Origin of the sequence: Pseudoalteromonas aquimarina (assembly GCF_049257255.1) — a bacterium.
Classification (GTDB): domain Bacteria; phylum Pseudomonadota; class Gammaproteobacteria; order Enterobacterales; family Alteromonadaceae; genus Pseudoalteromonas.
On record NZ_JBMMUG010000001.1, the window covers coordinates 425,736 to 449,729 of the forward strand.

The 23,994-nt window shown below is 39.4% G+C and carries 20 protein-coding genes and 8 tRNA genes; 23 read left to right on the forward strand and 5 right to left on the reverse strand.

Annotated features, from left to right (window positions below):
* Positions 1-148: 148 nt before the first annotated feature.
* Positions 149-1,306 (reverse strand): Na/Pi symporter, encoded by a 1,158-nt coding sequence (locus tag AAEU29_RS01915; protein WP_421971833.1) that lies wholly within the window; start codon positions 1,304-1,306, stop codon positions 149-151.
* 359 nt (positions 1,307-1,665) lie between these two features.
* Here AAEU29_RS01915 and uvrY point away from each other — a divergent pair, with 359 nt between their 5' ends.
* The 16 genes from uvrY (at position 1,666) to ihfA (ending at position 11,586) form a co-directional block, all read left to right on the forward strand.
* Positions 1,666-2,313 carry a UvrY/SirA/GacA family response regulator transcription factor gene (gene uvrY / locus AAEU29_RS01920; RefSeq protein WP_038641865.1) on the forward strand — a complete coding sequence of 216 codons (648 nt, stop codon included), beginning with the start codon at positions 1,666-1,668 and terminating at the stop codon, positions 2,311-2,313.
* A gap of 3 nt (positions 2,314-2,316) precedes the next feature.
* Positions 2,317-4,140, forward strand: a complete 1,824-nt coding sequence (uvrC, locus tag AAEU29_RS01925; protein ID WP_421971834.1) for an excinuclease ABC subunit UvrC — start codon at positions 2,317-2,319, stop codon at positions 4,138-4,140.
* A 13-nt stretch (positions 4,141-4,153) separates the two neighbouring features.
* A complete protein-coding gene (gene pgsA, locus AAEU29_RS01930; protein ID WP_421971835.1) occupies positions 4,154-4,705 on the forward strand; it encodes a CDP-diacylglycerol--glycerol-3-phosphate 3-phosphatidyltransferase in 552 nt (183 codons plus the stop codon).
* 253 nt (positions 4,706-4,958) lie between these two features.
* Positions 4,959-5,034: transfer RNA gene (locus tag AAEU29_RS01935), tRNA-Gly, on the forward strand.
* 16 nt (positions 5,035-5,050) lie between these two features.
* Positions 5,051-5,124, forward strand: a tRNA-Cys gene (locus AAEU29_RS01940).
* A gap of 33 nt (positions 5,125-5,157) precedes the next feature.
* Positions 5,158-5,244 (forward strand) — tRNA-Leu (locus AAEU29_RS01945).
* 22 nt (positions 5,245-5,266) lie between these two features.
* Positions 5,267-5,342, forward strand: a tRNA-Gly gene (locus AAEU29_RS01950).
* A gap of 31 nt (positions 5,343-5,373) precedes the next feature.
* Positions 5,374-5,460: transfer RNA gene (locus AAEU29_RS01955), tRNA-Leu, on the forward strand.
* 37 nt (positions 5,461-5,497) lie between these two features.
* A tRNA-Gly gene (locus tag AAEU29_RS01960) sits at positions 5,498-5,573 on the forward strand.
* A gap of 15 nt (positions 5,574-5,588) precedes the next feature.
* Positions 5,589-5,662: transfer RNA gene (locus AAEU29_RS01965), tRNA-Cys, on the forward strand.
* 30 nt (positions 5,663-5,692) lie between these two features.
* Positions 5,693-5,779, forward strand: a tRNA-Leu gene (locus AAEU29_RS01970).
* 105 nt (positions 5,780-5,884) lie between these two features.
* Positions 5,885-6,940, forward strand: coding sequence for a DUF8605 domain-containing protein (locus AAEU29_RS01975; RefSeq protein ID WP_421971836.1), 1,056 nt, complete (start codon positions 5,885-5,887; stop codon positions 6,938-6,940).
* Positions 6,940-7,647, forward strand: coding sequence for a DnaA inactivator Hda (gene hda / locus AAEU29_RS01980; RefSeq protein ID WP_421971837.1), 708 nt, complete (start codon positions 6,940-6,942; stop codon positions 7,645-7,647). Before AAEU29_RS01975 ends, hda begins: the two co-directional genes overlap by 1 nt.
* A 258-nt stretch (positions 7,648-7,905) precedes the next feature.
* Positions 7,906-8,886: a phenylalanine--tRNA ligase subunit alpha gene (gene pheS / locus AAEU29_RS01985; protein WP_372770415.1), complete on the forward strand. Its 981-nt coding sequence runs from the start codon at positions 7,906-7,908 to the stop codon at positions 8,884-8,886.
* 13 nt (positions 8,887-8,899) lie between these two features.
* Positions 8,900-11,287, forward strand: coding sequence for a phenylalanine--tRNA ligase subunit beta (gene pheT / locus AAEU29_RS01990; RefSeq protein ID WP_421971838.1), 2,388 nt, complete (start codon positions 8,900-8,902; stop codon positions 11,285-11,287).
* 2 nt (positions 11,288-11,289) lie between these two features.
* Positions 11,290-11,586: an integration host factor subunit alpha gene (gene ihfA, locus AAEU29_RS01995; RefSeq protein WP_038641849.1), complete on the forward strand. Its 297-nt coding sequence runs from the start codon at positions 11,290-11,292 to the stop codon at positions 11,584-11,586.
* A 78-nt stretch (positions 11,587-11,664) separates the two neighbouring features.
* On the opposite strand, the gene AAEU29_RS02000 is transcribed toward ihfA, so the two are convergent.
* Entirely contained in the window at positions 11,665-12,420 is a 756-nt protein-coding gene (locus tag AAEU29_RS02000; RefSeq protein ID WP_421971839.1) for a DUF2989 domain-containing protein, read from the reverse strand.
* 284 nt (positions 12,421-12,704) lie between these two features.
* On the opposite strand from AAEU29_RS02000, the gene AAEU29_RS02005 reads away from it, so the two are divergent.
* The 6 genes from AAEU29_RS02005 to AAEU29_RS02030 all read left to right on the forward strand — a co-directional run bounded on the left by AAEU29_RS02005 (position 12,705) and on the right by AAEU29_RS02030 (position 20,631).
* On the forward strand, positions 12,705-14,150 hold the full coding sequence (locus AAEU29_RS02005; protein ID WP_138634885.1) for a glyceraldehyde-3-phosphate dehydrogenase: 1,446 nt from the start codon (positions 12,705-12,707) through the stop codon (positions 14,148-14,150).
* Positions 14,151-14,272: 122 nt separating this feature from the next.
* Complete coding sequence (locus AAEU29_RS02010; RefSeq protein WP_421971840.1) at positions 14,273-15,400, forward strand: M14 family metallopeptidase; 1,128 nt, start codon at positions 14,273-14,275, stop codon at positions 15,398-15,400.
* 213 nt (positions 15,401-15,613) lie between these two features.
* Positions 15,614-17,290, forward strand: a complete 1,677-nt coding sequence (locus tag AAEU29_RS02015) for an alanine/glycine:cation symporter family protein (RefSeq protein ID WP_421971841.1) — start codon at positions 15,614-15,616, stop codon at positions 17,288-17,290.
* Between the two features lie 51 nt (positions 17,291-17,341).
* Positions 17,342-17,665 (forward strand): hypothetical protein, encoded by a 324-nt coding sequence (locus AAEU29_RS02020; RefSeq protein WP_421971842.1) that lies wholly within the window; start codon positions 17,342-17,344, stop codon positions 17,663-17,665.
* Position 17,666: 1 nt separating this feature from the next.
* Positions 17,667-17,948 carry a YeaC family protein gene (locus tag AAEU29_RS02025; RefSeq protein WP_372770399.1) on the forward strand — a complete coding sequence of 94 codons (282 nt, stop codon included), beginning with the start codon at positions 17,667-17,669 and terminating at the stop codon, positions 17,946-17,948.
* Entirely contained in the window at positions 17,938-20,631 is a 2,694-nt protein-coding gene (locus AAEU29_RS02030) for a DUF349 domain-containing protein (RefSeq protein WP_421971843.1), read from the forward strand. The genes AAEU29_RS02025 and AAEU29_RS02030 overlap by 11 nt, the downstream gene beginning before the upstream one ends.
* 43 nt (positions 20,632-20,674) lie before the next feature.
* Here the strand turns inward: AAEU29_RS02030 and AAEU29_RS02035 are convergent, their stop codons facing one another.
* From AAEU29_RS02035 to AAEU29_RS02045, 3 genes are all read right to left on the reverse strand, one after another.
* Positions 20,675-21,139, reverse strand: coding sequence for a hypothetical protein (locus tag AAEU29_RS02035; RefSeq protein WP_421971844.1), 465 nt, complete (start codon positions 21,137-21,139; stop codon positions 20,675-20,677).
* A 61-nt stretch (positions 21,140-21,200) separates the two neighbouring features.
* Positions 21,201-22,667: a DUF3413 domain-containing protein gene (locus AAEU29_RS02040; RefSeq protein ID WP_421971845.1), complete on the reverse strand. Its 1,467-nt coding sequence runs from the start codon at positions 22,665-22,667 to the stop codon at positions 21,201-21,203.
* Between the two features lie 4 nt (positions 22,668-22,671).
* Positions 22,672-22,884: a YejL family protein gene (locus AAEU29_RS02045; RefSeq protein WP_372769004.1), complete on the reverse strand. Its 213-nt coding sequence runs from the start codon at positions 22,882-22,884 to the stop codon at positions 22,672-22,674.
* 62 nt (positions 22,885-22,946) lie between these two features.
* Between AAEU29_RS02045 and yejK the strand changes: the two genes are divergently transcribed.
* Positions 22,947-23,957, forward strand: a complete 1,011-nt coding sequence (gene yejK, locus AAEU29_RS02050) for a nucleoid-associated protein YejK (RefSeq protein ID WP_421971846.1) — start codon at positions 22,947-22,949, stop codon at positions 23,955-23,957.
* Positions 23,958-23,994 lie beyond the last annotated feature (37 nt).

The window sequence follows — 23,994 nt, forward strand, 5'->3', positions numbered from 1 at the left end:
TGATTTGCACGAACTTCTTATAATTTGCGCAAAGTTTAGTGCGTGCTAAGCAAGGGGGCAATTTGGATAAGGTTAAGTAACAAAAAATAACGATAAAGCTATTCACTTTATCGTTATTTTAAAAGTATGGGCTAAAACAGAATGGTGTTTAGCGTGCCACTAGCATCATTACGCCAGGGATAACAAAGAAAGCACCTAATACATAACCTAATGCAACCGTTTTGTTATTTGAGCCAACTTCTGCAAGTTTGCTTGCTGCACGAAGTGGTAATTCGCGTAAGAATGGCGTGCCATAAATAAGTGCCACTGCAAATACGTTGAACATTACATGCACTAGAGCGATTGTTAGAGCAACTTCAGCAGCCGCACCTGTAATTGACGTTGCAGCAAGTAGGGCAGTAATGGTAGTACCAATGTTTGCACCTAGCGTGAATGGGTAAATTTGTTTTGTTGAAAACACACCACTACCAGCAAGCGGGATCATTAGGCTTGTAGTTGTTGATGAAGACTGAACCATTACTGTAACCACAGCACCAGAAGTGATACCTGCAATAGGGCCTTTACCAATAGCGCGGTGAAGCATTTCTTTTGCTGTACCCACTAGGGCTTTTTGTAGTAGTTTTCCAAGAGTAGTTACTGCAAATAAAATCATTGCAATACCAACAACAACCATAGCTACACCTAACATTTTACCATCAAAGAAGGCTAAACCATCTTTAACAATACCTACTGCAGGTTTAACAAGCGGCTTAATAAAGTTATAGCTTTTAAGCGATAAATCAGCATCACCCACAAATAAGTGTGCAAGGCTTTGTGATAATTTTTGTAATAAACCAAATGCCAGTTCAAGCGGTAAGAAAATCGCTACAGCAATTAGATTGAAGAAATCGTGCACTGTAGATGCTTCAAACGCGCGCTTAAACTCTTCTTTTGAACGAATATGACCAATTGATACAAGTGTATTGGTAATTGTTGTACCAATGTTTGCACCCATAATCATAGGGATTGCAATATTAATTGGTAAACCGCCTGCTACTAAACCAACAATTACCGATGTTACTGTTGAAGACGATTGCACTAATGCTGTTGCTAACGCACCAAGTAATAATGCTACAAATGGGTTGGTTGCAAAGGCAAAGATTTCTTTTGCACCTTCGCTGCCGCCGGATGCTAATTTAAAACCACCACTTACGGTACTTACTGCTACTAACACCAAATAAACTAAAAATGCGATAGCAGCCCAGTTAATTAGTTTGGCAGCTACACTTTGCTGAGGGTTTATTGGATTTGATGTATTTTCACTCATTACATTTCTCTTCATTTACCGACGACAGATTTTGTCGTTTTTTTGTGACAATAAAATGTCATTTTTATTACGGCGCGGATTAAAACAGAGAAATATGAAAGAAATATTACAGTCGATGTAATATTTTTGTCATGACGATAAATAAATACCGACTTTGCGCTCTAAAATGCTGTTACAAATGCGGATTTTACGAATGTAATCGATTGTAAATGATAAATAATTTATTAAATCGCTGACTTAGTGAACAAACAGTCAAAATCACATTATAAATGCGTTTTAAGTTGTTCGACTTTACTAATTTGTATGGTAAGGTTAGGCCAATTAAATATGTATTAGATTTATAACCGTGAGGTAACCCCTTGATTAACGTACTGTTAGTTGATGATCATGAACTAGTTCGCACAGGTATTAAGCGTATACTGGATGACGTACGTGGATTTAAAGTGGTTGGCGAAGCAAAGACTGGCGAAGAGGCGGTTCAGTTTTGTCGTCAAAATAACCCAGACATTGTACTCATGGATATGAATATGCCAGGCATTGGTGGCCTTGAAGCAACCAAGAAAATCTGTCGTTTTTGTCCGGATGTAAAAGTAATTGTACTTACAATGCAAAGTGAAGATCCTTTCCCAAGCAAAGTAATGCAAATTGGTGCTCATGGTTACCTGACTAAAAGCGCAGGACCAGAAGAAGTAGTTAATGCGATTCGTGCGGTTAAAACTGGTCAGCGTTATATAGCACCAGAAATTGCTCAGCAGATTGCACTTGCGCAATTTAGTGGTCGCAATGACGAAAACCCGTTTGCTTCATTATCTGACCGCGAACTGCAAATAATGCTGATGATCACTAAAGGTGAAAAAGTACAAACTATTGCAGATCAATTAAATCTGAGCTCTAAGACTGTTAACTCTTATCGCTATCGAATGTTTGAAAAGCTGAATGTGGGTGGCGATGTTGAGCTTACACATCTTGCTATTCGTCATAAAATGATTGAGATTGACTCTGATTAAATGATGTCGGCGTTTAACGCAAAAGCCTTTCTTAAAACTGTTACTTCAGAACCTGGCGTCTACCGAATGTTAGACGCAAAAGGGCAAGTAATTTACGTTGGTAAAGCAAAAAACTTAAAAAAGCGACTTTCAAGCTATTTTCGCGAAAATATCCCTGAGAATAAAACTCGTGCACTGGTTGCAAATATTGCTCAAATAGAAGTTACTCTCACCAATACAGAAACTGAAGCATTACTGCTTGAAAATAATTTAATAAAAAAATACATGCCGCGTTACAACATATTGTTACGCGATGATAAATCATACCCATATATCTTACTTACAGATCATCAGCACCCTCGCTTAGCTTTTCACCGCGGTACGCGCAAAATTAAAGGTGAATATTTTGGCCCCTATCCAAGTGCTGGGGCTGTGTCGGAAAGCTTACGCTTAATGCAGAAAATATTTCCGGTACGTCAATGTGAAGATGCTTATTACCGTGCGCGCAGTCGTCCTTGTCTTCAATATCAACTAAAGCGATGTTCAGCACCGTGTGTTGGCAAAATTTCTGATACGGATTATTTGCAAGAAGTGGATATGGTTAAGAAGTTTTTGGCCGGGCGCTCATCAGAGGTAATCGCAGCACTGGTTGAAAATATGGAAGCGGCGAGTATGTCGCTTGAATTTGAAAAAGCGGCGCAAATTCGCGATCAAATATTACTGCTTCGTAAGATGCAAGAGCAGCAAGCAGTTTCGGGAAATGTTGCAGAACTCGATGTAATTGGCTTTGCTGCTAAAAATGGGCTGGTGGCTGTACATGTTTTAATGATCCGCGATCATAAAATATTAGGCTCTAAAACCTATTTTCCAAAAACCCCTAAAGACAGTTCAAATGAAGAGGTGCTCGAATCCTTCTGCGCGCAATATTATGTGCAACTATCAAATACTGGGCGTATTCCAAAACAGTTAGTGGTGCCTTTTAGTTTTCACGGAAGTGACACACTTGCCGATGGTTTATCTTCGATTTGCAGTAAAAAAATAACCTTTATTACTGCACTAAGGGGAGAAAAAGCCGATTACCTTTCGCTAGCAAATAAAAATGCAAACAATGCATTAGAAGTTAAACAAAGTGCTAAAGATTCTATTGCTAAACGCTATGCGCAACTTAAAGACACCCTTAGTTTAGAAACAATTAATCGCATGGAATGTTTTGATATTAGTCATACCATGGGCGAAAACACCGTGGCATCTTGCGTCGTGTTTGACGATCAAGGACCTGCCAATAAAGAATACCGTCGATTTAATGTTGAAGGCATCACCCCTGGTGATGATTATGCCGCTATGGCATTTGCACTTCGTAAACGTTACAACAAATTAACGGATGAAACAAAAATCCCTGACATTATATTTATCGATGGGGGTAAAGGGCAGTTATCGCAAGCTGAAAACTATTTTGCTGATTGGCCGCATAGCAAGTTACCGTTATTAATTGGTGTTGCAAAAGGGACTTCACGTAAGCCGGGTCTTGAAACATTATTAATAGATGGTGGTCGCAGAACGGTAAATCTGTCTTCAGATGCGCCAGCCTTACATTTAATTCAACATATTCGTGACGAAAGTCACAGATTTGCTATTGCTGGACATCGAAATAAACGTCAAAAGCAACGTAATACCTCAGTGCTAGAGGAGATCTCAGGGGTTGGCGCTAAAAAACGTCAAGCTGTATTAAAATATTTAGGTGGCATTCAAGGGGTAAAAAGCGCTACTATTTCTGAACTGGAGCGAGTGCCGGGTATTAGCCGCAGTATCGCAGAACGAATCTATCATCATTTACATGATGACAAATAAATAAAATACCAATATGTGGAACATTCCTAATACCTTAACAACTTTTCGTCTAATTTTAATTCCGATTTTTATTATCTTCTTTTTTATTCCTGCTAAATGGTCTTTCTTTTGGGCAGCCTTTATCTTCTGGTTGGCTTCGGTAACCGATATGCTTGATGGTTATTTAGCAAGAAAGTTGCAGCAGTCGACACCTTTTGGCGCGTTTCTCGACCCTGTTGCTGACAAAGTAATGGTATCTGTTGCGCTTATCGCACTGACGCAACATTACCAATCACTTTATATAACCATTCCAACGATTATTATTATTGGGCGTGAAATTATTGTTTCTGCCTTACGTGAATGGATGGCCGAAGTAGGTGAACGTGCAAATGTGGCAGTATCACAATTAGGTAAAATTAAAACTGCAGCGCAAATGTTGGCGATCATTGGACTAATTTGGCAGTACGATAGCCAAATGATTACGCTTTCGTTTGTTTTATTCTATATAGCGACTATCTTAACCTTTATTTCGATGGTGCAATATTTAGTTGCTGGCTGGGGCGCGCTTTCACAAGCAAACAAATAAATTCGTGTTTATGCATCGATATCGCAGCATAAATGAGTGTTTTTAAATCATTTTAGATAAAAAATAATCAAACGAATTAAATCCGACATTTTTATGTTGACGCGTTTAATAATCTATGTAGAATGCGTCGGTGTTGAGAGGGGAGTGGTTAACTAACTACCCAATTGGAAGAGCGAGTATAGTTCAGCTGCTCGAGGTAATTGTAGCAACTTAGGTTGTTAACTTACCAAGTTAAAAAACGGTTGATATGGATGCGAGTATAGCTCAGCTGGTAGAGCGCAACCTTGCCAAGGTTGAGGTCACGAGTTCGAACCTCGTTACTCGCTCCAACTTCTAATAGAAGTCGGCGGAATGGCAGAGTGGCCATGCAGCGGATTGCAAATCCGTCTACCTCGGTTCGACTCCGGGTTCCGCCTCCATTTTCAACAATCCACATGCGTTAGCAACCCGATGCCCGGGTGGTGGAATCGGTAGACACAAGGGATTTAAAATCCCTCGCTGGTAACAGCGTGACGGTTCAAGTCCGTCCCCGGGCACCATTGATTTTAGAATCAATTTGATGCGAGTATAGCTCAGCTGGTAGAGCGCAACCTTGCCAAGGTTGAGGTCACGAGTTCGAACCTCGTTACTCGCTCCAAATTGGTTTTACTGTTACGCAGTAGCCCGTTGCCCGGGTGGTGGAATCGGTAGACACAAGGGATTTAAAATCCCTCGCTGGTAACAGCGTGACGGTTCAAGTCCGTCCCCGGGCACCACTTATTATGAGTAAACGACTCATTAAACGTTTAGGATGCGAGTATAGCTCAGCTGGTAGAGCGCAACCTTGCCAAGGTTGAGGTCACGAGTTCGAACCTCGTTACTCGCTCCAACTTCTTATGAAGTTGGCGGAATGGCAGAGTGGCCATGCAGCGGATTGCAAATCCGTCTACCTCGGTTCGACTCCGGGTTCCGCCTCCATTATAAATCCACATGCGCAAGCAGCCCGTTGCCCGGGTGGTGGAATCGGTAGACACAAGGGATTTAAAATCCCTCGCTGGTAACAGCGTGACGGTTCAAGTCCGTCCCCGGGCACCACTTTCTTATAAAACTCCTCTTTGATATCACAAGTACCTATTTTAAACGCTTTTTCATAAATTTTTTTTGCTTTGCATTGTCCGATGTTTTAGGATCAGGCACATCATGGAATACAAGTTTAACACATTGAAAAACGCACTGATTTTTACCTTATTGAGTTTACTTAGCTTTTCTTTATTAGCTGTTGAAGTAACTGATCTATATCAATATAAAGCGGTTGTCGATAATAAAACTCAGAGCGAGCAACGACGCGCAAATCGCGTTGGTTTTATTGGCGTACTTGAAAAGGTATCAGGCCAATCGATAGATAGTTCTCACCCAGCTATTAAAGAGGCTTTCCAGAGTCTTTCACGTTTTGTGCTTAAGTACGAATATGAAGAGTCGCAGTATCAAACGTATTTAAAAATTCGTTATCAACCGCAGCTAATCGATGGTGTTCTTAATGAGATGGCGATCCCAATTTGGGGTAATCGTAGACCTCTTGCGCTTATTTGGTTAGCAATTGAAGAAGATGTTCAGCGCAGCCTTGTTACAAAAGAAGATTATCCGCAAATATTCCACTTGCTCGAAACCAATAGTAATAATGCAGGTTTACCAATAGTAATGCCATTGCTCGATCTTGAAGATCGCATGAATTTGAGTGTGACTGATGTTTGGGCAAATTTTCCTCAGCAAATTTTAGCTGCTTCCAGCCGTTATGAGCCTGAAATCATTGTTTCAGCAAGGCTTTATCAACGCGATAATGTATGGTTATTGGATTGGCAATTTACCAATCAATCAAGTTTTAAATTACACCAACTATCAGGTGATAAGCTTACAATCGTTGGCGAACTGGTTGGCAGCATTTCAGAGCAGATAGCAAAGCAATACGCTATTTTAGGGCAAACTGACACATCAAATACTGTGCAAATTTCTTTTTATGGTGTTAGTGGCTTAAAACAATTAGAAGCATTAAAAACAAGGCTGCGTTCTCTGACTCAAGTAAGTGAGCTTGATATTCAATTTCGCCAAGGTGAACGCGTTGATTTAACACTCTATTTAAATACCCATGTTGATAGTTTGAAAAAAGCACTGCAATTGGACTCGCAGTTTGAAGTGATTTTTGATCCATTCAGTCAAAAGGATACTCAGCAACTTGAATATAACTGGCTAAATCTGTAATGAGTGAATACCAACAAATGGCGTTACCCGTCACACTGCCTGACGATGAAACGTTTATGAGTTTTTTTGGTGGTGAAAACTCCCATGTGGTAAAGCAGCTTGAGGTCGGTTTAACTAAGCTAGAAGGTACGGCATTCAATTATGTGTATTTATGCGGCTTTTCAGACTCAGGAAAATCTCATTTACTGTATGCAACGTGTATCCGCGCGCAAGAACTTGGCTTATCGTGTTTTTTACTTTCGTGTAAAGATTTAGCTTGGCTTGATCCCCATGTATTAGATGACTTAGAAAAACTTGATGTGATTTGTATTGATGATATTCAACAAATCGCGGGCGACCCTCTTTGGGAAAAGGCGCTCTTTAACTTTTTCAATCGTTTTAATAGCGATGGCAAAATGTTAGTGGTGGCAGGGGATTTACTGCCAAATATGCTCAATATAAATTTACCGGATTTAGAATCTCGCCTTAATTGGGGCACTACGTTTCAAATTCGCTCTATGAGTGATGATGATAAAGCTGAAGCCCTAGTAAAACGCGCTAAAATGCGGGGATTAACACTGACAGAAGAAGCGACACGCTTTTTGTTGTCGCGAGTTAGCCGTGATATGCGGGCACTGCTTGATATTCTCGATAAACTCGACCACGCCTCTATCGTCGAGCAGCGCAAATTAACGATCCCCTTTATCAAAACTATCCTGAATTTATAATCATAACAAAGCACGCAAAGGGTGCTTTTTGTTTTCCGAATCGATAATTCTTGTTTTGTGCTGATTTTGAGCTAAAAAATGTGTGATAACGTGCTTTTTTGCACTGTGATGCTCTAGTAAAAAGTGTTGCTTTTCGGGTATCATAATGGGCTAATTTTTATTAAAAAATGTCACGTTAATCGATAGTTAAACGTTACGAGAAATCTAACTAACAATTTTGAAAATTGAGTAGTTGGCAAAAACGAGTGAAAAGCCCTTATGAATTTAGAAGCAATCTTGGCTGAAGCCCTTGAAGCTGTTGAGAAAGCCAGTGAAATCGCTCACTTAGAAGATGTGCGCGTAAACTACCTAGGTAAAAAAGGTGAGATTACCAGCTTATTAAAAAGCTTAGGTAAAATGGACCCTGAAGAACGTAAAACTGCAGGCCAGGTAATCAACCAAGCGAAGCAGGAAGTTCAAGAAAAAATTAATGCGAAGCGTGAAGCGCTACAAGAAAAAGCATTAGCTGAAAAACTAGCAAAAGAAACCATTGATGTAACATTACCAGGGCGAACTCAACCGACCGCTGGTTTACATCCTGTAACACGTACTATCGAACGAATTGAGAGCTTTTTTGGTGAGCTAGGTTTTGCTGTAAAATCAGGTCCTGAAGTGGAAGATGATTTCCACAATTTTGATGCGTTAAACATTCCAGAGCATCACCCAGCACGTGCTGACCACGATACGTTTTACTTCAACCCCAAATTAGTACTGCGTACGCAAACAAGTGGCGTGCAAATTCGTACTATGGAAGCTGAGCAGCCGCCGCTTCGTATTATTTCACCAGGCCGTGTTTACCGTAACGATTACGACCAAACGCATACACCGATGTTTCATCAGGTGGAAGGTCTTATGGTTGATAAAAACGTAAGCTTTACTGAATTAAAAGGTATTTTGCACGATTTCCTTCGCAACTTCTTTGAAGAAGATATGGAAATTCGTTTCCGTCCTTCTTACTTCCCGTTTACTGAGCCTTCAGCAGAAGTTGACGTAAAAGGTAAAAACGGTAAATGGTTAGAAGTATTAGGCTGCGGCATGGTTCACCCAAATGTACTTCGCTCAGTTGGCATTGACCCAGAAGAATACACAGGTTTTGCATTTGGTATGGGTGTTGAACGCCTAACTATGTTGCGTTATGGCGTAAACGACTTACGTGCATTTTTCGAAAACGATTTAAAATTCCTAAACCAATTCAAGTAAGAGTGAAGTAACAATGAAATTTAGTGAAAAGTGGCTAAGAGAATGGGTTAACCCTGCAATTGATACTGACGCACTTTCTGAGCAACTGTCGATGGCAGGCCTTGAAGTTGATGGTTTAGATGCTGTTGCTGGTAATTTTTCAGGCGTAGTAATTGGTCAAGTGGTTGAATGTGGCCAACACCCAGATGCAGACAAATTACGTGTAACAAAAGTTGATGTTGGCGAAGACGAACTACTCGATATCGTATGTGGTGCTGCAAACTGTCGCCAAGGTTTAAAAGTAGCGGTTGCTAAAGTTGGCGCGGTATTACCGGGCGATTTTAAAATTAAGAAAGCAAAATTACGCGGTCAACCTTCTCACGGCATGTTATGTGCATTTGAAGAGTTAGGCATGGCTGATAGCTCTGATGGTATTTTAGAATTACCTGAAGATGCAGTAATCGGCACTGACATTCGTGAATACTTTGGTTTAGATGATGTCACCATTGATGTTGATTTAACGGCAAACCGCAGTGACTGCCTTGGCATTAAAGGCCTTGCGCGTGAAGTTGGTGTTCTGAATAACCTTGATGTTACCAATGTTGAAATTACACCAGTTACACCATCTATCGATGACAAAATTGACATCGAATTGGTGAATCCTGAGTCATGTCCACGTTACTTAGGCCGTGTAATCAAAGGCATTAACTTAAATGCTGAATCACCATTATGGATGGTTGAAAAACTCCGCCGCAGCGGTATTCGTTCAATTGACCCTGTGGTTGATGTTACTAACTATGTGTTACTTGAGCTTGGTCACCCAATGCATGCATTTGATTTAAATGCAATTGAAGGTGGTATTAAAGTTCGTAACGCAAATCCTGGTGAAGAGCTTGTATTACTTGATGGCAATACAGCAAAGTTAAAAGAAAGCACGTTACTAATTGCTGATCACCAAAAAGCGCTTGCTATGGCTGGTATCTTTGGTGGTGAAAAATCAGGTGTTACTGAAACAACACAGGATATTTTGTTAGAAAGTGCATTCTTTAGCCCTCTAGCAATTGCAGGTCAGGCGCGTAGCTACGGTTTACATACTGATGCATCACACCGTTATGAGCGCGGTGTTGATTATAAACTTCAGCATGACGCAATGGAGCGTGCAACTCAGTTATTACTTGAGATTGTTGGCGGTGAAGCAGGCCCTGTAGTTGAAGCTGTATCTGAAGCGCACCTACCAAAAGCTAAATCAGTGACATTACGTCGCGCACGTTTAGACCGTGTAATTGGTTATCACATTGATGATGCAACGGTTACAAATATTCTTACACGTTTAGGTCTAACGGTTAGTTTTGACAACGATACTTGGCAAGCAGATGTACCAAGTTACCGTTTTGATATTTCAATTGAAGAAGATTTAATTGAAGAAGTGGCACGTGTATTTGGTTACAACAATATTCCAAATGTTGCGCCTACAGCAAAACTTGCAATGACACAGCATCAAGAAGCTATTTTGCCTCTAAAGCGTTTCCGCAATGAATTAGTAAGTCGTGGTTACCAAGAGGCGATTACCTACAGTTTTGTTGATCCTAAAGTTCAAAACTTACTACACCCAAGTGCAGATGCGTTGGTACTACCACACCCAATTTCAATTGAAATGTCTGCAATGCGTGTTAGTTTGTTGCCTGGTTTATTATCTTCATTGGTATATAACCAAAACCGTCAGCAGTCGCGTATTCGATTATTTGAATCAGGCTTAAAGTTTGTAAAAAATGACGCTGCAGAAAATGGTGTTGAGCAAACGCAAATTATTGGCGGTGTGATTTATGGCAATACTCATAACGAACATTGGGGTGTTCAATCACAGCCAGTTGACTTCTTTGATATCAAAGGCGATGTAGAAGCATTACTTAGTTTAACCTGTGATATGGCAAATATTTCATTTGTTGCAGAGCAAAATGAGGGCTTACATCCAGGTCAATCAGCATCAATTTTAAGAAATGGTAAAAAAATTGGTTACTTAGGCTGTATTCACCCAGAAATACAGTCTAAACTAAATATTAACAATCAAGTTTTTGCCTTTGAAATCGAGCTGTTAGGTTTAGAAAGCCGCGTTTTACCTGAAGCGGTTGAAGTTTCTAAGTTCCCATCAAACCGACGTGATATTGCGATTGTTGTTAAAGATTCGGTTAATGCTGGTGATATTTTAGAGTCAATAAAAAAAGTTGGCGGAAATCAACTAGTTGACCTAAACTTATTCGACGTGTATAAGGGCAAAGGAGTTGAGGCTGATCACAAGAGTTTAGCGATTGCATTAACCTTACAAAATGCAGAGCGAACGCTTGAAGAGAAAGACATTAACTCAATTGTAGACTTAGTGGTGGCCGAATTGGCTGAACAATTTAACGCATCGTTGAGGGACTAGATATGGCGCTTACAAAAGCCGACATAGCTGAACACCTATTTGTAAAACTGGGTATTAACAAAAAAGACGCTAAAGATTTAGTGGAAAGCTTTTTTGAAGAAATTCGTACAGCACTTGAAAGTGGTGAACAAATTAAGCTTTCTGGCTTTGGTAATTTTGATCTTAGAGATAAAAAAGAGCGTCCTGGACGCAATCCTAAAACGGGTGAAGATATTCCAATTTCTGCGCGCAGAGTTGTAACTTTCCGCCCAGGTCAAAAACTGAAAACTCGCGTAGAAGTCGGCACAAGCAAAGACTAACCTTACGTGTATAGCCAATTCGAAAAAGCCTGCTTAAGCAGGCTTTTTTATTTGGTTTTTAATTTAGGTCAGTAAAAACTATCTGGGTGAAGTAAATTTACCATCCTCAATACTACTCATTGTATTGCTAGCAAGGCTGGCAAGCTCACTTAATGATTTACCTTGATTAGTAAGCTCATATTCTAGCGGTGCTAAATCAATATTTTCTACACCAGACTCTTTTGCCACTAATGCCCAAATATAAGACAGTTTATATTCTTTCATTTGATAAAACATATTAGTGAGAGAGGTATAAATTTCTGGTTTAGCACTTTGACCTGCAGGATTTAGCTCGAGCGCATGGTAGAGTTTATCAATCGCCAAATCACTATCAAACTTTGTGTAATAGGTTGCGAGCTTGTATTGAAACTCAGATGTTTCTAATTCACGTTTTTCATCCATAGCAATAAGTGATTGCATTGCACTTTCATCACCATTTCTCGACCAGTGATAAAACAATAAATGAGGGTATTGTGAATTACGTGTTTCTTTAGATAATCGGTTTATTTCTTTGAGTGCTGTTAAATGCCCTTTAACACGCGACGTTGTTTTCTCTTTCAACTTAATGTGTTCAATACTTGCGGCAAGTTCAACGCATTTTGCATAATCATGAAATGCTGTTAGTAATTTGTATTTAGTCGCATCATCTGGCGTTTTCGATTCGGCGTAACGGCCTAAAATTACCTCTGCACGCTGTGTGTTACAGTGACTGTCAGTATTGAGATCAGCGCAAAACTGATCATTTTCATCACAAATTTCACGAATACTTTTGGCGTTATCGCAACCAACTAACATGGTTAGCAGGCAAAGAGCTGTTATTTTCTTGAGCACAGTAAAAACAAAAATTATCCATTAGATTGCCTAAGCTTAGCGAATCCTTGTATTAAATGTAATAGTGCTCAGCTGATAAATTGAATAAATTTGTTTTAGCGCAAAGACATAATCGGGACAGGGCGAAAGTCTAATGCTTAAATGGTGGAAAAAATAATGCAATTAAATTAGAATGCACGCGTCTAAAGCACTTCTCACAATTAACGCTTTAGGCTATCCGTTCAAAATTTTACGTTTAGGTAGACAAAATGACCTCATCTCACGAGCAAGATTATCTGAATAGCTGGCAGGAACGCCAAGACTTCGCTGAAAGCATGCAACCAATTATTGGTAAGCTTTACCGTAACCGTGGCATCGAAATTGCCATCTACGGTCGTCCATTAATTAATGCAAGCACTATTGACGTTATTAAAGCGCATAAAACTGTAGCGCAATTCGAAGACAGCAAATTACGCCTGCGTGAAAGCTTCCCGTTTTTAGAAGCTATCGACAAGATGGAACTGACATCAGCACGTATCGATTTAGGTAAACTAGCTTATGCTTATATCTATAAAAATGCGGGTGAAGGTCGTTCAATCGAAGAATACCTAGCAGCAGAACTTGCTGAAATCCACAATAAAGAAGACAAAATTGAACCGCGTGACGTAGTACTTTACGGTTTTGGTCGTATCGGTCGTTTATTAGCACGTCTTCTAATCGAGAAAAGTGGTCCTCACACAGATTTACGTTTACGTGCTATCGTTGTACGTGGCGGTAAAAAAGGTGACCTTGAAAAGCGTGCAAGCTTATTACGCCGCGATTCAATTCATGGTCCTTTCAATGGTTCAATCACTGTTGATAATGAGCGTAATGCAATCAAAGCAAACGGTAGCTACATTCAAGTTATCTATGCTAACTCGCCAAGCGAAGTTGATTACACGCAATACGGCATCGAAAATGCACTTGTTGTTGATAACACAGGTATTTGGAAAGATGAAGATGGCCTTGGTCAACATTTAGCGGCTAAAGGTGCTTCTAAAGTGCTTCTTACAGCACCTGCAAAAGGCAATATCAAAAACGTAGTTTACGGCGTAAACAACAAAGATATCCTTTCTGAAGATACAATTATCTCTGCAGCAAGCTGCACAACAAATGCAATTACGCCAACGCTTAAAGCATTAAATGATAAGTTCGGCATTAAGAATGGTCACGTTGAAACTGTTCACTCTTACACTAATGACCAGAACTTAATCGATAACTACCACAGTGCAGAGCGCCGTGGTCGTGCTGCGGCACTTAACATGGTTATTACGTCTACTGGTGCAGCTAAAGCGGTATCTAAAGCATTACCAGAGCTTGAAGGTAAGCTAACAGGTAACGCAATTCGCGTACCTACACCAAATGTGTCAATGGCGATTCTTAACCTTAACCTTGAAACAGCAACAACTGTTGAAGAGTTAAACGAGTTCTTACGTGAAACTGCGCTTTATTCAGATTTACGTGACCAAATCGATTACACCGCATCTACTGAAATCGTATCAACTGACTTAGTTGGTAGTCGTTATGCTGGTGTTGTTGATTCGCAAGCTACAATCGTAGATGGTGACCGTGTTGTACTTTATGTTTGGTACGATAACGAATTCGGTTACAGCTGTCAGGTTGTACGCTGTATGCAAGATATGGCTGAAGTAACGCACCCAAGCTTACCTCGCTAATACTTTTTTTGATTAAAAGCCGGCCAATGTGCCGGCTTTTTTATTCATTTACTCGCATATTGTTTCAGCCAACCAGTAATTTTGGTAGGCTTGAAGTTATTGTGCGTTAGGGAACACAGTTAATGAGAATTACAAGTCAATTTGATAGCGGTAATATCGAGGTATTAAGCCTCGAAAATCGCGAAGATATTCAATTAAAAATTAAAAACGATAACCAATCTGAATTTTTTCAGTGGTTTCACTTCAAGCTTGAATCACAAATCGATTTATTACATCGACTTACTATCGTCGATTTAGATAAATCTGCGTACCCAGAAGGTTGGGTTGATTACCAAGCTGTGGCATCTTATGACCGCCAAACATGGTTCCGTGTACCTACACGGTTTGAAAATAATCAATTGATTATTGAATTCACGCCAGAGTGTGAGCAAGTGTATTTTGCTTATTTCGCGCCTTATAGTTATGAGCGCCACCAAGATTTACTTTCTTGGGCTCAAACACATGAAAGCTGCACCATCGAAACGCTTGGTGAAACAATTGATGGCCGTGATATTAGTGTTTTACAAATTGGTGAACCTGCTGATGACAAAAAAGTAATTTGGATGATTGCTCGCCAGCATCCAGGTGAAACAATGGCTGAATGGTTTATTGAAGGTGTACTTCACAAGCTATTAGATGATGAAGATGCACATGCTGCTGCATTATTAAATAAAGCCGTTTTCTATATTGTGCCAAACATGAACCCTGACGGCAGTGTTCGTGGCCACTTGCGTACCAATGCGGTAGGTGTAAACCTTAATCGTGAATGGCAAACGCCATCAATTGAGAAAAGCCCTGAAGTTTATTACGTGCGAGAGAAAATGTTCGCAACAGGCGTTGATATGTGCCTCGATGTGCACGGTGATGAAGCAATTCCGTATAACTTCTTTGCTGGTAGTGAAGGTATTCCTCGTTACGATGCACGTTTAAAAGATCTTGAAGACAGCTTTAAAGCGGCAATGTTTGTAACGACACCTGAGTTCCAAGATGAATTCGGCTATCCGAAAGATGAGCCGGGTCAAGCAAACTTAACGGTTGGCTCTAGCTGGGTAGGCCAAGAATTCAATTGTTTATCTTACACAATTGAAATGCCATTTAAAGACAATAACGGCTTACCAGATGTTGATTATGGTTGGTCAGACCGTCGTTCATACTCATTTGGACAAGACACACTTGCAGCAATCGTAAGTGTGGTAGATAAATTACGATAATAAAAATAGGGGAGCTTATACCAATTCACTTAAAATAGCTGTTCATTATAGCGGGTTAAATATCATGCTAACTGCGTTTGAATTTATCAATGTAGAACAACTACATAAGACAAATTCCGCCTTGTTATCATTTCATTTCACCAGTGCTACTTCTGATCACATACTTAATAGAATTGGTATTGCTACCCAAAATAATAATAAGAGGAACAAGTTGTGGAAGCATTTGGCAATTTTTTAGATATGCTAGATGGTATGTTAGGGAGTGCCTTTTGGTTCCCATACGTACTGCTTGGTGTAGGTCTATTTTTCACCATTTATTTAAAATTTCCTCAGGTACTGTATTTTAAACATGCCTGGAAAATAGTAAGTGGTAAATATGATAAAAAAGAACATGAAGGTGATACAACGCACTTTCAAGCGCTTGCAACAGCACTTTCAGGTACCGTCGGTACAGGTAATATCGGTGGTGTAGCTCTTGCGATTTCAATTGGTGGTCCTGCTGCGCTTTTCTGGATGTGGATGACCGCGTTCTTTGGTATGACAACCAAGTTTGTAGAAGTAACGCTTTCTCACAAATACCGTGTTAAAACTGAAGATGGCACTATGGCCGGTGGTCCAATGTATTATATGGATCGTCGTCTTAATATGAAGTGGCTTGCTGTATTATTTGCAATCGCAACCGTAATTAGTTCGTTCGGTACAGGTTCACTGCCACAAATCAATAACATTGCACAGGGTATGGAAGCGAGCTTCGGTCTTGAGCCAATGTTAACAGGCGGTGTTTTAGCAATTTTACTTGCACTTGTTATTTTAGGTGGTATCAAGCGTATCGCGGCCATCACGTCACGTGTTGTACCATTTATGGCGGCTGTTTACATTATTGGTGCGTTTGGCGTTATCTTCTATAACATTGAAAATATTGGCCCTGCATTTGCGTCTGTATTTACTAATGCGTTTACAGGCTCTGCAGCAGCAGGTGGCTTTATTGGTGCATCATTTGCGTATGCGTTTAACCGTGGTGTAAACCGTGGTTTATTCTCAAACGAAGCAGGTCAAGGTTCAGCGCCAATTGCCCACGCATCTGCTAAGGCGGACGAGCCGGTATCAGAAGGTATGGTGTCAATTCTTGAGCCGTTCATTGATACAATCATTATTTGTACACTTACAGGTTTGGTGATTTTGTCATCAGGTGCATGGACTGAAAAGTTTGATACTCGCTTTGAGCGTACTAGTATGGAATTCATTGATGGTAACTACCACGAGCGTGTTGAAGCACAGCGTAACGAGTTATATGCCTACCTGAATGAACAACAATCAAGTATTAAACCATTTAGCGGTAAGTTGAATGTAATTGAAGGTAAAGCGGTAAATCAAAACTTTACTGTAATTCATAACCGTTCAGTTGGTGAAGAAATTCGTTTCCTTTTAGATGGCGACCACCTTCACACTGGTACAGTAGTGATTGAAAAAGGTAGCATCGTTGATAAAAGCATTGTTGTTCGCGGCAAGTCACTTGTTCATTCTGCGGAACTAACAACACTAGCGTTCCAACGTGGTTACTTTGGTGAAAACGGTCAATACATTGTATCGATTGGCCTATTACTATTTGCATTCTCTACAGCAATTGCTTGGTCATATTACGGTGACCGTGCAATGACTTACCTACTAGGTTCGCGCTCAGTTATGCCGTATCGTGTATTTTATGTTGCGGCGTTCTTCTGGGCATCGTTTGCAGATACAACGCTTGTTTGGAAACTTGCAGCGGTGGCAATTGTTGTAATGACCTTACCTAACTTATTCGGCATTATGTTGCTTCGTAAAGAAATGAAGCAAGAAGTTGATGATTATTGGGTGAAGTTTAAAAAAGACAACAGCCAAGAAAAAGAGTAAACTAAAAGGCGCCGAAAGGCGCCTTTTTTAGTTAGCTTTAGGGAGCAGTAAATGGCGAGGATAAGTTGTCCAGCGTGTAGTAAACCAATCTCTGATAAACACAAAGTATGTCCACATTGTGACACTGCAGTTGCAGGTCTAGATGAGCATGAAAGAGAAAAGCTTGCTTATCGTCGATATATCAAACGTAAACAAGGGTTGCTAAACCATTCTTTTGTTGCACTGATTATTTTCCTTGGTGGTTTTTTATACCTTTACTCCCGTGAGCCCGTGCCTGAGAGCCTAGAACAAATTACAACTTACGGTGCCATTGCCGCAGGTTTTATCTGGTACATCATTAATCGTATTCGCATAATTTTATTGAAAAAGTCGTAACATGAATATCGAACAATTAGTTAACTCCCTTACTCCTGAAGTATTTGCACGCTTAGAATATGGCGCATCGACAGGTAAATGGCCTGACGGTACGCCTTTAAGCGACGCACAAAAAGAACAAACAGTACAGTTAGTGATGCTTTACCAAGCTAAGGTTGCCAAAAGCAACGAACAATTTACTATCGGCGAAGATGGTCAAATGGTTCAAAAATCAAAAGCACAATTAAAGAAAGAATTTAGTCCACAAAATGAGATCGCAAGGTTCGCGCAAGATGATATTTAGTAGTTTATTCACGCCGAAATGGAAAAGTAAGAAAGTAGCCGAACGTTTAGTTGCGGTCAGTAAACTTGATTTAAATAAATCAAAAGAAAATGCGATTTTAAATCAGCTAGCGCAATCTGATGATAATGAAAAAGTACGCATTGCAGCATTAAAGCGCATCAATGATATTTCACTGTGGTGGAAAACATACAAACAAACAACGAGTCAGTCACTGCAAAATAGCGCAGAAAAAGAGATATTTAATCAGCTAGCGCAGCATACACCCGATGAAGAAGAGTTAAACATTCTTATTAAACGTTGTGACAAACCGCAGCAGCTAGAATCGTTATTGCCGTTAATAACCGACTTTGATAAAAAAGTAGCATTGTTAAAACGTATTGGTAATAAAGCGCTTATTTCAGATTTTTTTATTTCAGCCACTGAATCACAACAACCTCTTTTAGTGCCGCTTATGAAAAGCGTACAGCTAGATAAAGCGATTGTTAAACATGCAAAACCTGCACTGGCAAAACAGCTTAAGGAAGAGGCTGAAAAACAACAACGTGAAGCGTTAAAACCACAACAAGTTAATCAGGCTGTAACGCTTGTTTTGGCAAAACTTAATGCACTCAGGGATAAGTTTGATTACATCAAATGCGCTGACGAGTTAACTGTGTTATCAACAGAGTGGCAAAATCTAGAGCTAGAATATCTTGCAGACAAAGAGCAAGTTGAAGAAAAGCACCAAGTCATTTTGGCAAAAGTTGAGGCGCATTTAGCAGCATTAAAAGTAAAGTTTGATGAACTAAAAGCGCAAGAAAACCAAAAAGCACAAATTGAAAACGCTAAAAATAATGCTTTAGCATTGAATAAAGAAGCGGATGGCGCACTGAATACTTTATTAAGTGACCCAACTCCTGAAAATCTGGCGTCTCTTAATGCTGTGATTGCGAAAATGCAGACAGAGCTTGCGAGTTTAAAGCAGTTAAGCTTGCCTACGGCGGATTTCCAAAAACAATTATTGGCTATTGAAGGGCAGTGTGAAGAAGTAAAAGCGGTGATTGATTTACTGCCAGCTATCGCCTCACACGTAAATAAAGCAAAATCTCTTACCATTGCAACAGATCTGCACACGCTTGATGCTGCACACGCTGAAAAAGACGAGTGGTTTAATGCATGTAATGAAATGATTAAGGCGCTACCCAAGCCATTAATGCGTAATTATCTAAATCAATTACGTAGCCATGACAAAGTTTGGTACTCAGCACACAAAGCCTTATTTAATGAGGTTAAGTCATTACAAGCGGGTATTTCTAAACAATTAAAAGACATTAAGCGTTTAATTGAAGCAGGGCGCTTCAAAGTGTGTTTTGGTATTTTCAAAGGTGTGCAAACGTCGTTTAGTGAACTGCCAACATCAGCACAGCAGCGCCTTGAAGCTGACTACCAATATGTTGAGCAAGAGCTTACTAAAGTAAATGAATGGCAAAGAGAAATTAGTTTACCAAAACGTCATGAGCTTATAGCTGAGGTAAATGAAAAAATTGCTGAACAATCAGATAATATTGAAGAGCTGAGCACGTGGATTAAAATTGCACGTAAGCGTTGGAACGAGCTTGGTTATGTTGCAACCGACGAAGAAAAAGCACTTGATGAGCAATTTAATTTGCAATTAGAAGTCGCGTTTACACCTTGTCGTGATCATTATGCTGCTCTTGAAGCGGTGCGCGAAGAAAATGTGGCAAAACGTCAGTTGCTGATAAATGAGTATCAAGCACTTTTAAGCGCTTTACCAAATATCAACCTGAAAGATATTGAAAAACAATATAAAAAGTTAAAGCAAGACTGGCGTGACGCGGGTGAAGTTGATAATAAACGCTACAAACATTTATTAGCGAGCTTAAAACCAATTGATAATCAGATCTTTGCATTTATTAAAGAAAGCCACAGTAACAATGCATCATTAAAAACCCAGTTAGTTAAAGATGCAGAAGCTTGTTTAGCTAATGACAATATTGATGATGTGATTAACCAACTGAAAGCGCTTCAAACACGCTGGAAAGAAATTGGTTTTGCGGGTAAAAATCATGAGAATCAACTTTGGAATGCGTTTCGTGAAATTAATGATAAAGCATTTTCATTACGCGACACTCAGAAAAAAGCTGAGCGTGAGCAGCAAGACTCACAGCTTGTTGCATTTCAAAATCGTTATACAGAGATAAGCAATGCAGCTGTTCATAATGATTTTACTTCACTGCAAACTGCCATAACACAATTGAAATCATTGAAAGCAGAGTTGTTTGATGTTTCGTTACATAAAACAAATGTAGCTAAAGATATCAACGAACTGATTTTGCAATATCAAAACCACATTGAAACGCTAGAAAAAGCAAAATCTCAAGAGAAAATAATTTCTTTATTTGCCGCACTTGAACAAGGTGACATTCCAAGCGAATGGCAGCAAAAAGAAGTAAGTGAGCTTTCAAGGCATCAATTAACAATTCGATTAGAACTTTTAAACGAATTAGAGTCGCCTGAAGCCGATACTGCACTTCGTCTGACTGAACAAGTAACCTTACTACAAGAAAAGGTAAACGGTAGCATGCATGATAATGAATCATTATTAAATGCGTGGCTAAGTCATGGTGACCTTGATGAGGCATCACTTAAACTGCTAGCTAGAATAAAGCCTGCATTTATTTAAAGTTTGCTGAGTTTATATAAAAATAAAGCCACGTTTTGTGGCTTTATTTTTTCAACTCAGCTCGCTCGGTGCGAAGTCGGCTTAGCTTGTCTTTTTCAAGGGAAAGGCGCTCTTTGTAGCTTTCTTTAATGCGTTTTCGCTCTTCTTTTACTTCCTTTTGAAGCGCCTTTTTTTCATCACTATTCATTGTTTGAAGAAGTTTACTATTAAGCTTTTCTAACTCAAGAAAGCGTTCTTGTTTGAGGGAGCTTATTTTATTTAGCACACCTTTAATTTTGCTATCAAAAGCGTTAACCCTCTGATTAGTTGTAAATTCAGTTAGGGTATTTTTATTTGCAAACGGTTTGGATGATGTATTTACTGGGGCAAACGAGCGTTTTTCTTGGTTTAGTTCAGCTTTGCAAGGAAATTGACTGAATGTTGTTCCTTGCTCTGAGGTACATTGGTAATAATCAGGTGTGGATAAGGCTATTAAGGGAATAAACGCAAGGGTAGCGAGATATTTCATTGTAGTTCCTTCTATACTCTAGTGACATCCTGTCATCTACTAGAGTATAGAAAGGGAATGGCTATTGCTCAAATTGCTTGAGTTTTTTAAGGCTTTCTACCAGGAAAGGTACTTCCAGTTGGCTTTCTATTATAAAGCCTTGCTGAGCTGAAATTGTTTCGTGCTTTCCATCGGAGGTCAGCAGTGTCAGTTTATCTTTTTTATAAATTAATAGGGTGTTTCCACTTATATTTACACCGGTTTCATTTTCATTAAATAAGTTATTACCTAGCGTAAATTTGTTTGTACTTTGGCAAGCAAATGTCGTTGCTAAGACACTGGTGATAACATCTTGAGGTGTTGTAATGGTGGCTGGTAGCAGTGATTCGCTAGTGTATAGTGTGGATTTGTGCCAAGCGCTTTCACTATTATCTATAACCGCATAAGCATAATCAGCTTTTTGTCCAATCGCTTTGTTTAAATCATCCTCTGACTTAATGTAAAACATGGTTAAATTACCATCAACATCTTCTGCTAGACGCGGTAAGTTGATAAACGATCCCCTTACCGTATTACTCCATGCTGGTAAAATACCTTGGGTACGAATCGTTTTTTGATAATAACTTGGCAAACCATAAATTAGATTAAAGAGAGACTCTTGTTTATTGGCAGGCTGATAAAAATTTTCAATAGGGTTCAACGCGTGTTTTTGTAAATACGTGTTTAGTAATTCTTCAGAGTCAAAAACGTACACCAGCGCTTTGCTATCCATTGCTTTGCAAGAAAGCGCATCTACAGGGGCTACGTAAGTTACCTTATCATTCGCAAAATCGACACTTTGCGCTTCTTTGTATTCTTCTAAATCAACAAGTTGATAACGTGCTAGTAGGCTTTTTGCCGTTGTCGGGTAAGAAAGAGGTAGCACATTATCTTGCTTTGTAATATCGAGTTTAACGTTTGCATCAGCCCAAATATGAATTAAATGGCTTGCTACAAATGCAAAAATAAAAATCGGTGAAATATAACGGCGAAAAGGTTTTTGTCTTAACTCGGTTAGGTGGCGCCATGTAAAGTTACTGGCGATAAGTTCAAAAAACAAAATGACAAAAATAATGCCGCCTGCGACAAACAAGGACAACGTTGGGTTTGTCGAAATAGTATCACTTATTAATGAGACGATTTGCTCAAAAACTTGAGGTGAAAGGTGATAGCCCAATTGGAAATACACATAAGCATCAAGCGCTAAAAGTGACATTGTAAAAGTGGCTATAACCGCCGCCATACCACGAATATGGCGGGGGTAGGGAAACACTAAACTGAGCGGAAAAATTGTCAGCACAAAACATAAAAACGTTAAAAAGCTGATATGACCAAGCCAATTAAAAATTAAAAAGGCTTTACCTGAGAGTGTCATTGGTAGCGGATCTGAAATTAAATACAGACTGCTCACCACGAGCGCAAATAATATATTTGCAAAGGTAAACCAATGACCCCAACTTAACAGCTTTGCTGCTTTTGAAGAAAACGCCTGTTGTGATGACAAATTCATAGCGTTACTTTACAGAGTCTTTTAAGGCTTGTGTAAAGTTGTCGATCAGTGCTTGTCGTTGTGCAGCAGGGACTTTTTCATTAATAATATGAGAAAGTGTATTTCCTAAACACATTAAGCTTAAATCGAGTGGCGCTTTATGTGCTACGAGGGTTTTTAAAAGGTCATCTACAAGATTTTCTACTTGCTGGTCTGAATATTTTGATAAGATAGGCATCAATTAAGTTCTAATTTTATAAAATTACTCATATTTTAACATTTGAGGCGTGAAAAACAAAGATGACAGTGCAAGTAGAAAGACTCGTCGTTCACTATGTAGACAAAAAAGACGAAACCGTTGAAATTCATCTACGCAATGATGAAATGCCAGTAAATGACAAAGTAAACATTTTTATTGAACAACTACATCATGCTTATAACGGTAAACCAGGCAAAGGTTTTTGTGGTTTCAGCCCTGAGAAAAATGGCGTGGTGAGTTCATGTATTCAAAGTTACCGTCAAGGTGACATGCATTTTTATCATTTAACTGAGCAAGCAGCAGAGGTTTTAAAAGAAGAGCTTAATAAATATGCCTTCAACGAAACCGGCTACTTAATATTTTGTCACTACCGTTTTGTGGCAGATGATTATGTCATGATTGCGCTTGTAAATGTTAAAGAGCATTACTCAATTAACCAAGAGCTAGATTTAACCTCATCGCGTCATTTAGATATTGCTAAAATGCAATTAGCGGCGCGAATCGATCTCAATGGTATGGCGACAGCGCTTGAAGATAATCGTTACATTTCCTTTATTAAAGGGCGCGCTGGTAGAAAAGTAGCTGATTTCTTTTTAGATTTCTTAGGTTGTGAAGAGGGTATTGACGCAAGACAGCAGTCTCAGGCTATGCTTTCTGCTGTAGAGGATTATTTATCTGATAGACAGTTTGATAAATCAGAAAAAGATGATTTACGCAAACAAGTATTTGATTACTGTTCTGATTGTGTCGCAACAGGCAGTGACGCAGATGTTTCTCAGTTATCAAATACCATTAGTCGCGATGAAAGTGTGAGCTTTGATAGCTTTTATAAAGAGCAGGCTTACGATCTTGAAGAATCATTTCCAGTAGATAAGAAAACAGTCACTTCAATGGTTAAATTTTCAGGTCAAGGCAGTGGTGTAAGTGTTAGTTTTGAGCGCAAGCATTTAGGAGAACGTGTTTTTTATGATAAGTACAGTGATACGTTAACCATTAAAGGTATACCGCCAAACTTGAAGGATCAATTAGAACGTTTTTTTGAAGAAAACTAATTAGTTTTTATTTAAAAACGTCAAATTCAGATCGACC

What these genes read in the sequence shown, in the direction of transcription:
- AAEU29_RS01915 (WP_421971833.1), bottom strand. Translation starts at nt 1,306, where the DNA reads ATGAGTGAAAATACATCAAATCCAATAAACCCTCAGCAAAGTGTAGCT.
- uvrC (WP_421971834.1), top strand. Translation starts at nt 2,317, where the DNA reads ATGTCGGCGTTTAACGCAAAAGCCTTTCTTAAAACTGTTACTTCAGAA.
- pgsA (WP_421971835.1), top strand. Translation starts at nt 4,154, where the DNA reads ATGTGGAACATTCCTAATACCTTAACAACTTTTCGTCTAATTTTAATT.
- AAEU29_RS01975 (WP_421971836.1), top strand. Translation starts at nt 5,885, where the DNA reads ATGGAATACAAGTTTAACACATTGAAAAACGCACTGATTTTTACCTTA.
- hda (WP_421971837.1), top strand. Translation starts at nt 6,940, where the DNA reads ATGAGTGAATACCAACAAATGGCGTTACCCGTCACACTGCCTGACGAT.
- pheS (WP_372770415.1), top strand. Translation starts at nt 7,906, where the DNA reads ATGAATTTAGAAGCAATCTTGGCTGAAGCCCTTGAAGCTGTTGAGAAA.
- pheT (WP_421971838.1), top strand. Translation starts at nt 8,900, where the DNA reads ATGAAATTTAGTGAAAAGTGGCTAAGAGAATGGGTTAACCCTGCAATT.
- ihfA (WP_038641849.1), top strand. Translation starts at nt 11,290, where the DNA reads ATGGCGCTTACAAAAGCCGACATAGCTGAACACCTATTTGTAAAACTG.
- AAEU29_RS02000 (WP_421971839.1), bottom strand. Translation starts at nt 12,420, where the DNA reads ATGTTAGTTGGTTGCGATAACGCCAAAAGTATTCGTGAAATTTGTGAT.
- AAEU29_RS02005 (WP_138634885.1), top strand. Translation starts at nt 12,705, where the DNA reads ATGACCTCATCTCACGAGCAAGATTATCTGAATAGCTGGCAGGAACGC.
- AAEU29_RS02010 (WP_421971840.1), top strand. Translation starts at nt 14,273, where the DNA reads ATGAGAATTACAAGTCAATTTGATAGCGGTAATATCGAGGTATTAAGC.
- AAEU29_RS02020 (WP_421971842.1), top strand. Translation starts at nt 17,342, where the DNA reads ATGGCGAGGATAAGTTGTCCAGCGTGTAGTAAACCAATCTCTGATAAA.
- AAEU29_RS02025 (WP_372770399.1), top strand. Translation starts at nt 17,667, where the DNA reads ATGAATATCGAACAATTAGTTAACTCCCTTACTCCTGAAGTATTTGCA.
- AAEU29_RS02030 (WP_421971843.1), top strand. Translation starts at nt 17,938, where the DNA reads ATGATATTTAGTAGTTTATTCACGCCGAAATGGAAAAGTAAGAAAGTA.
- AAEU29_RS02035 (WP_421971844.1), bottom strand. Translation starts at nt 21,139, where the DNA reads ATGAAATATCTCGCTACCCTTGCGTTTATTCCCTTAATAGCCTTATCC.
- AAEU29_RS02040 (WP_421971845.1), bottom strand. Translation starts at nt 22,667, where the DNA reads ATGAATTTGTCATCACAACAGGCGTTTTCTTCAAAAGCAGCAAAGCTG.
- AAEU29_RS02045 (WP_372769004.1), bottom strand. Translation starts at nt 22,884, where the DNA reads ATGCCTATCTTATCAAAATATTCAGACCAGCAAGTAGAAAATCTTGTA.
- yejK (WP_421971846.1), top strand. Translation starts at nt 22,947, where the DNA reads ATGACAGTGCAAGTAGAAAGACTCGTCGTTCACTATGTAGACAAAAAA.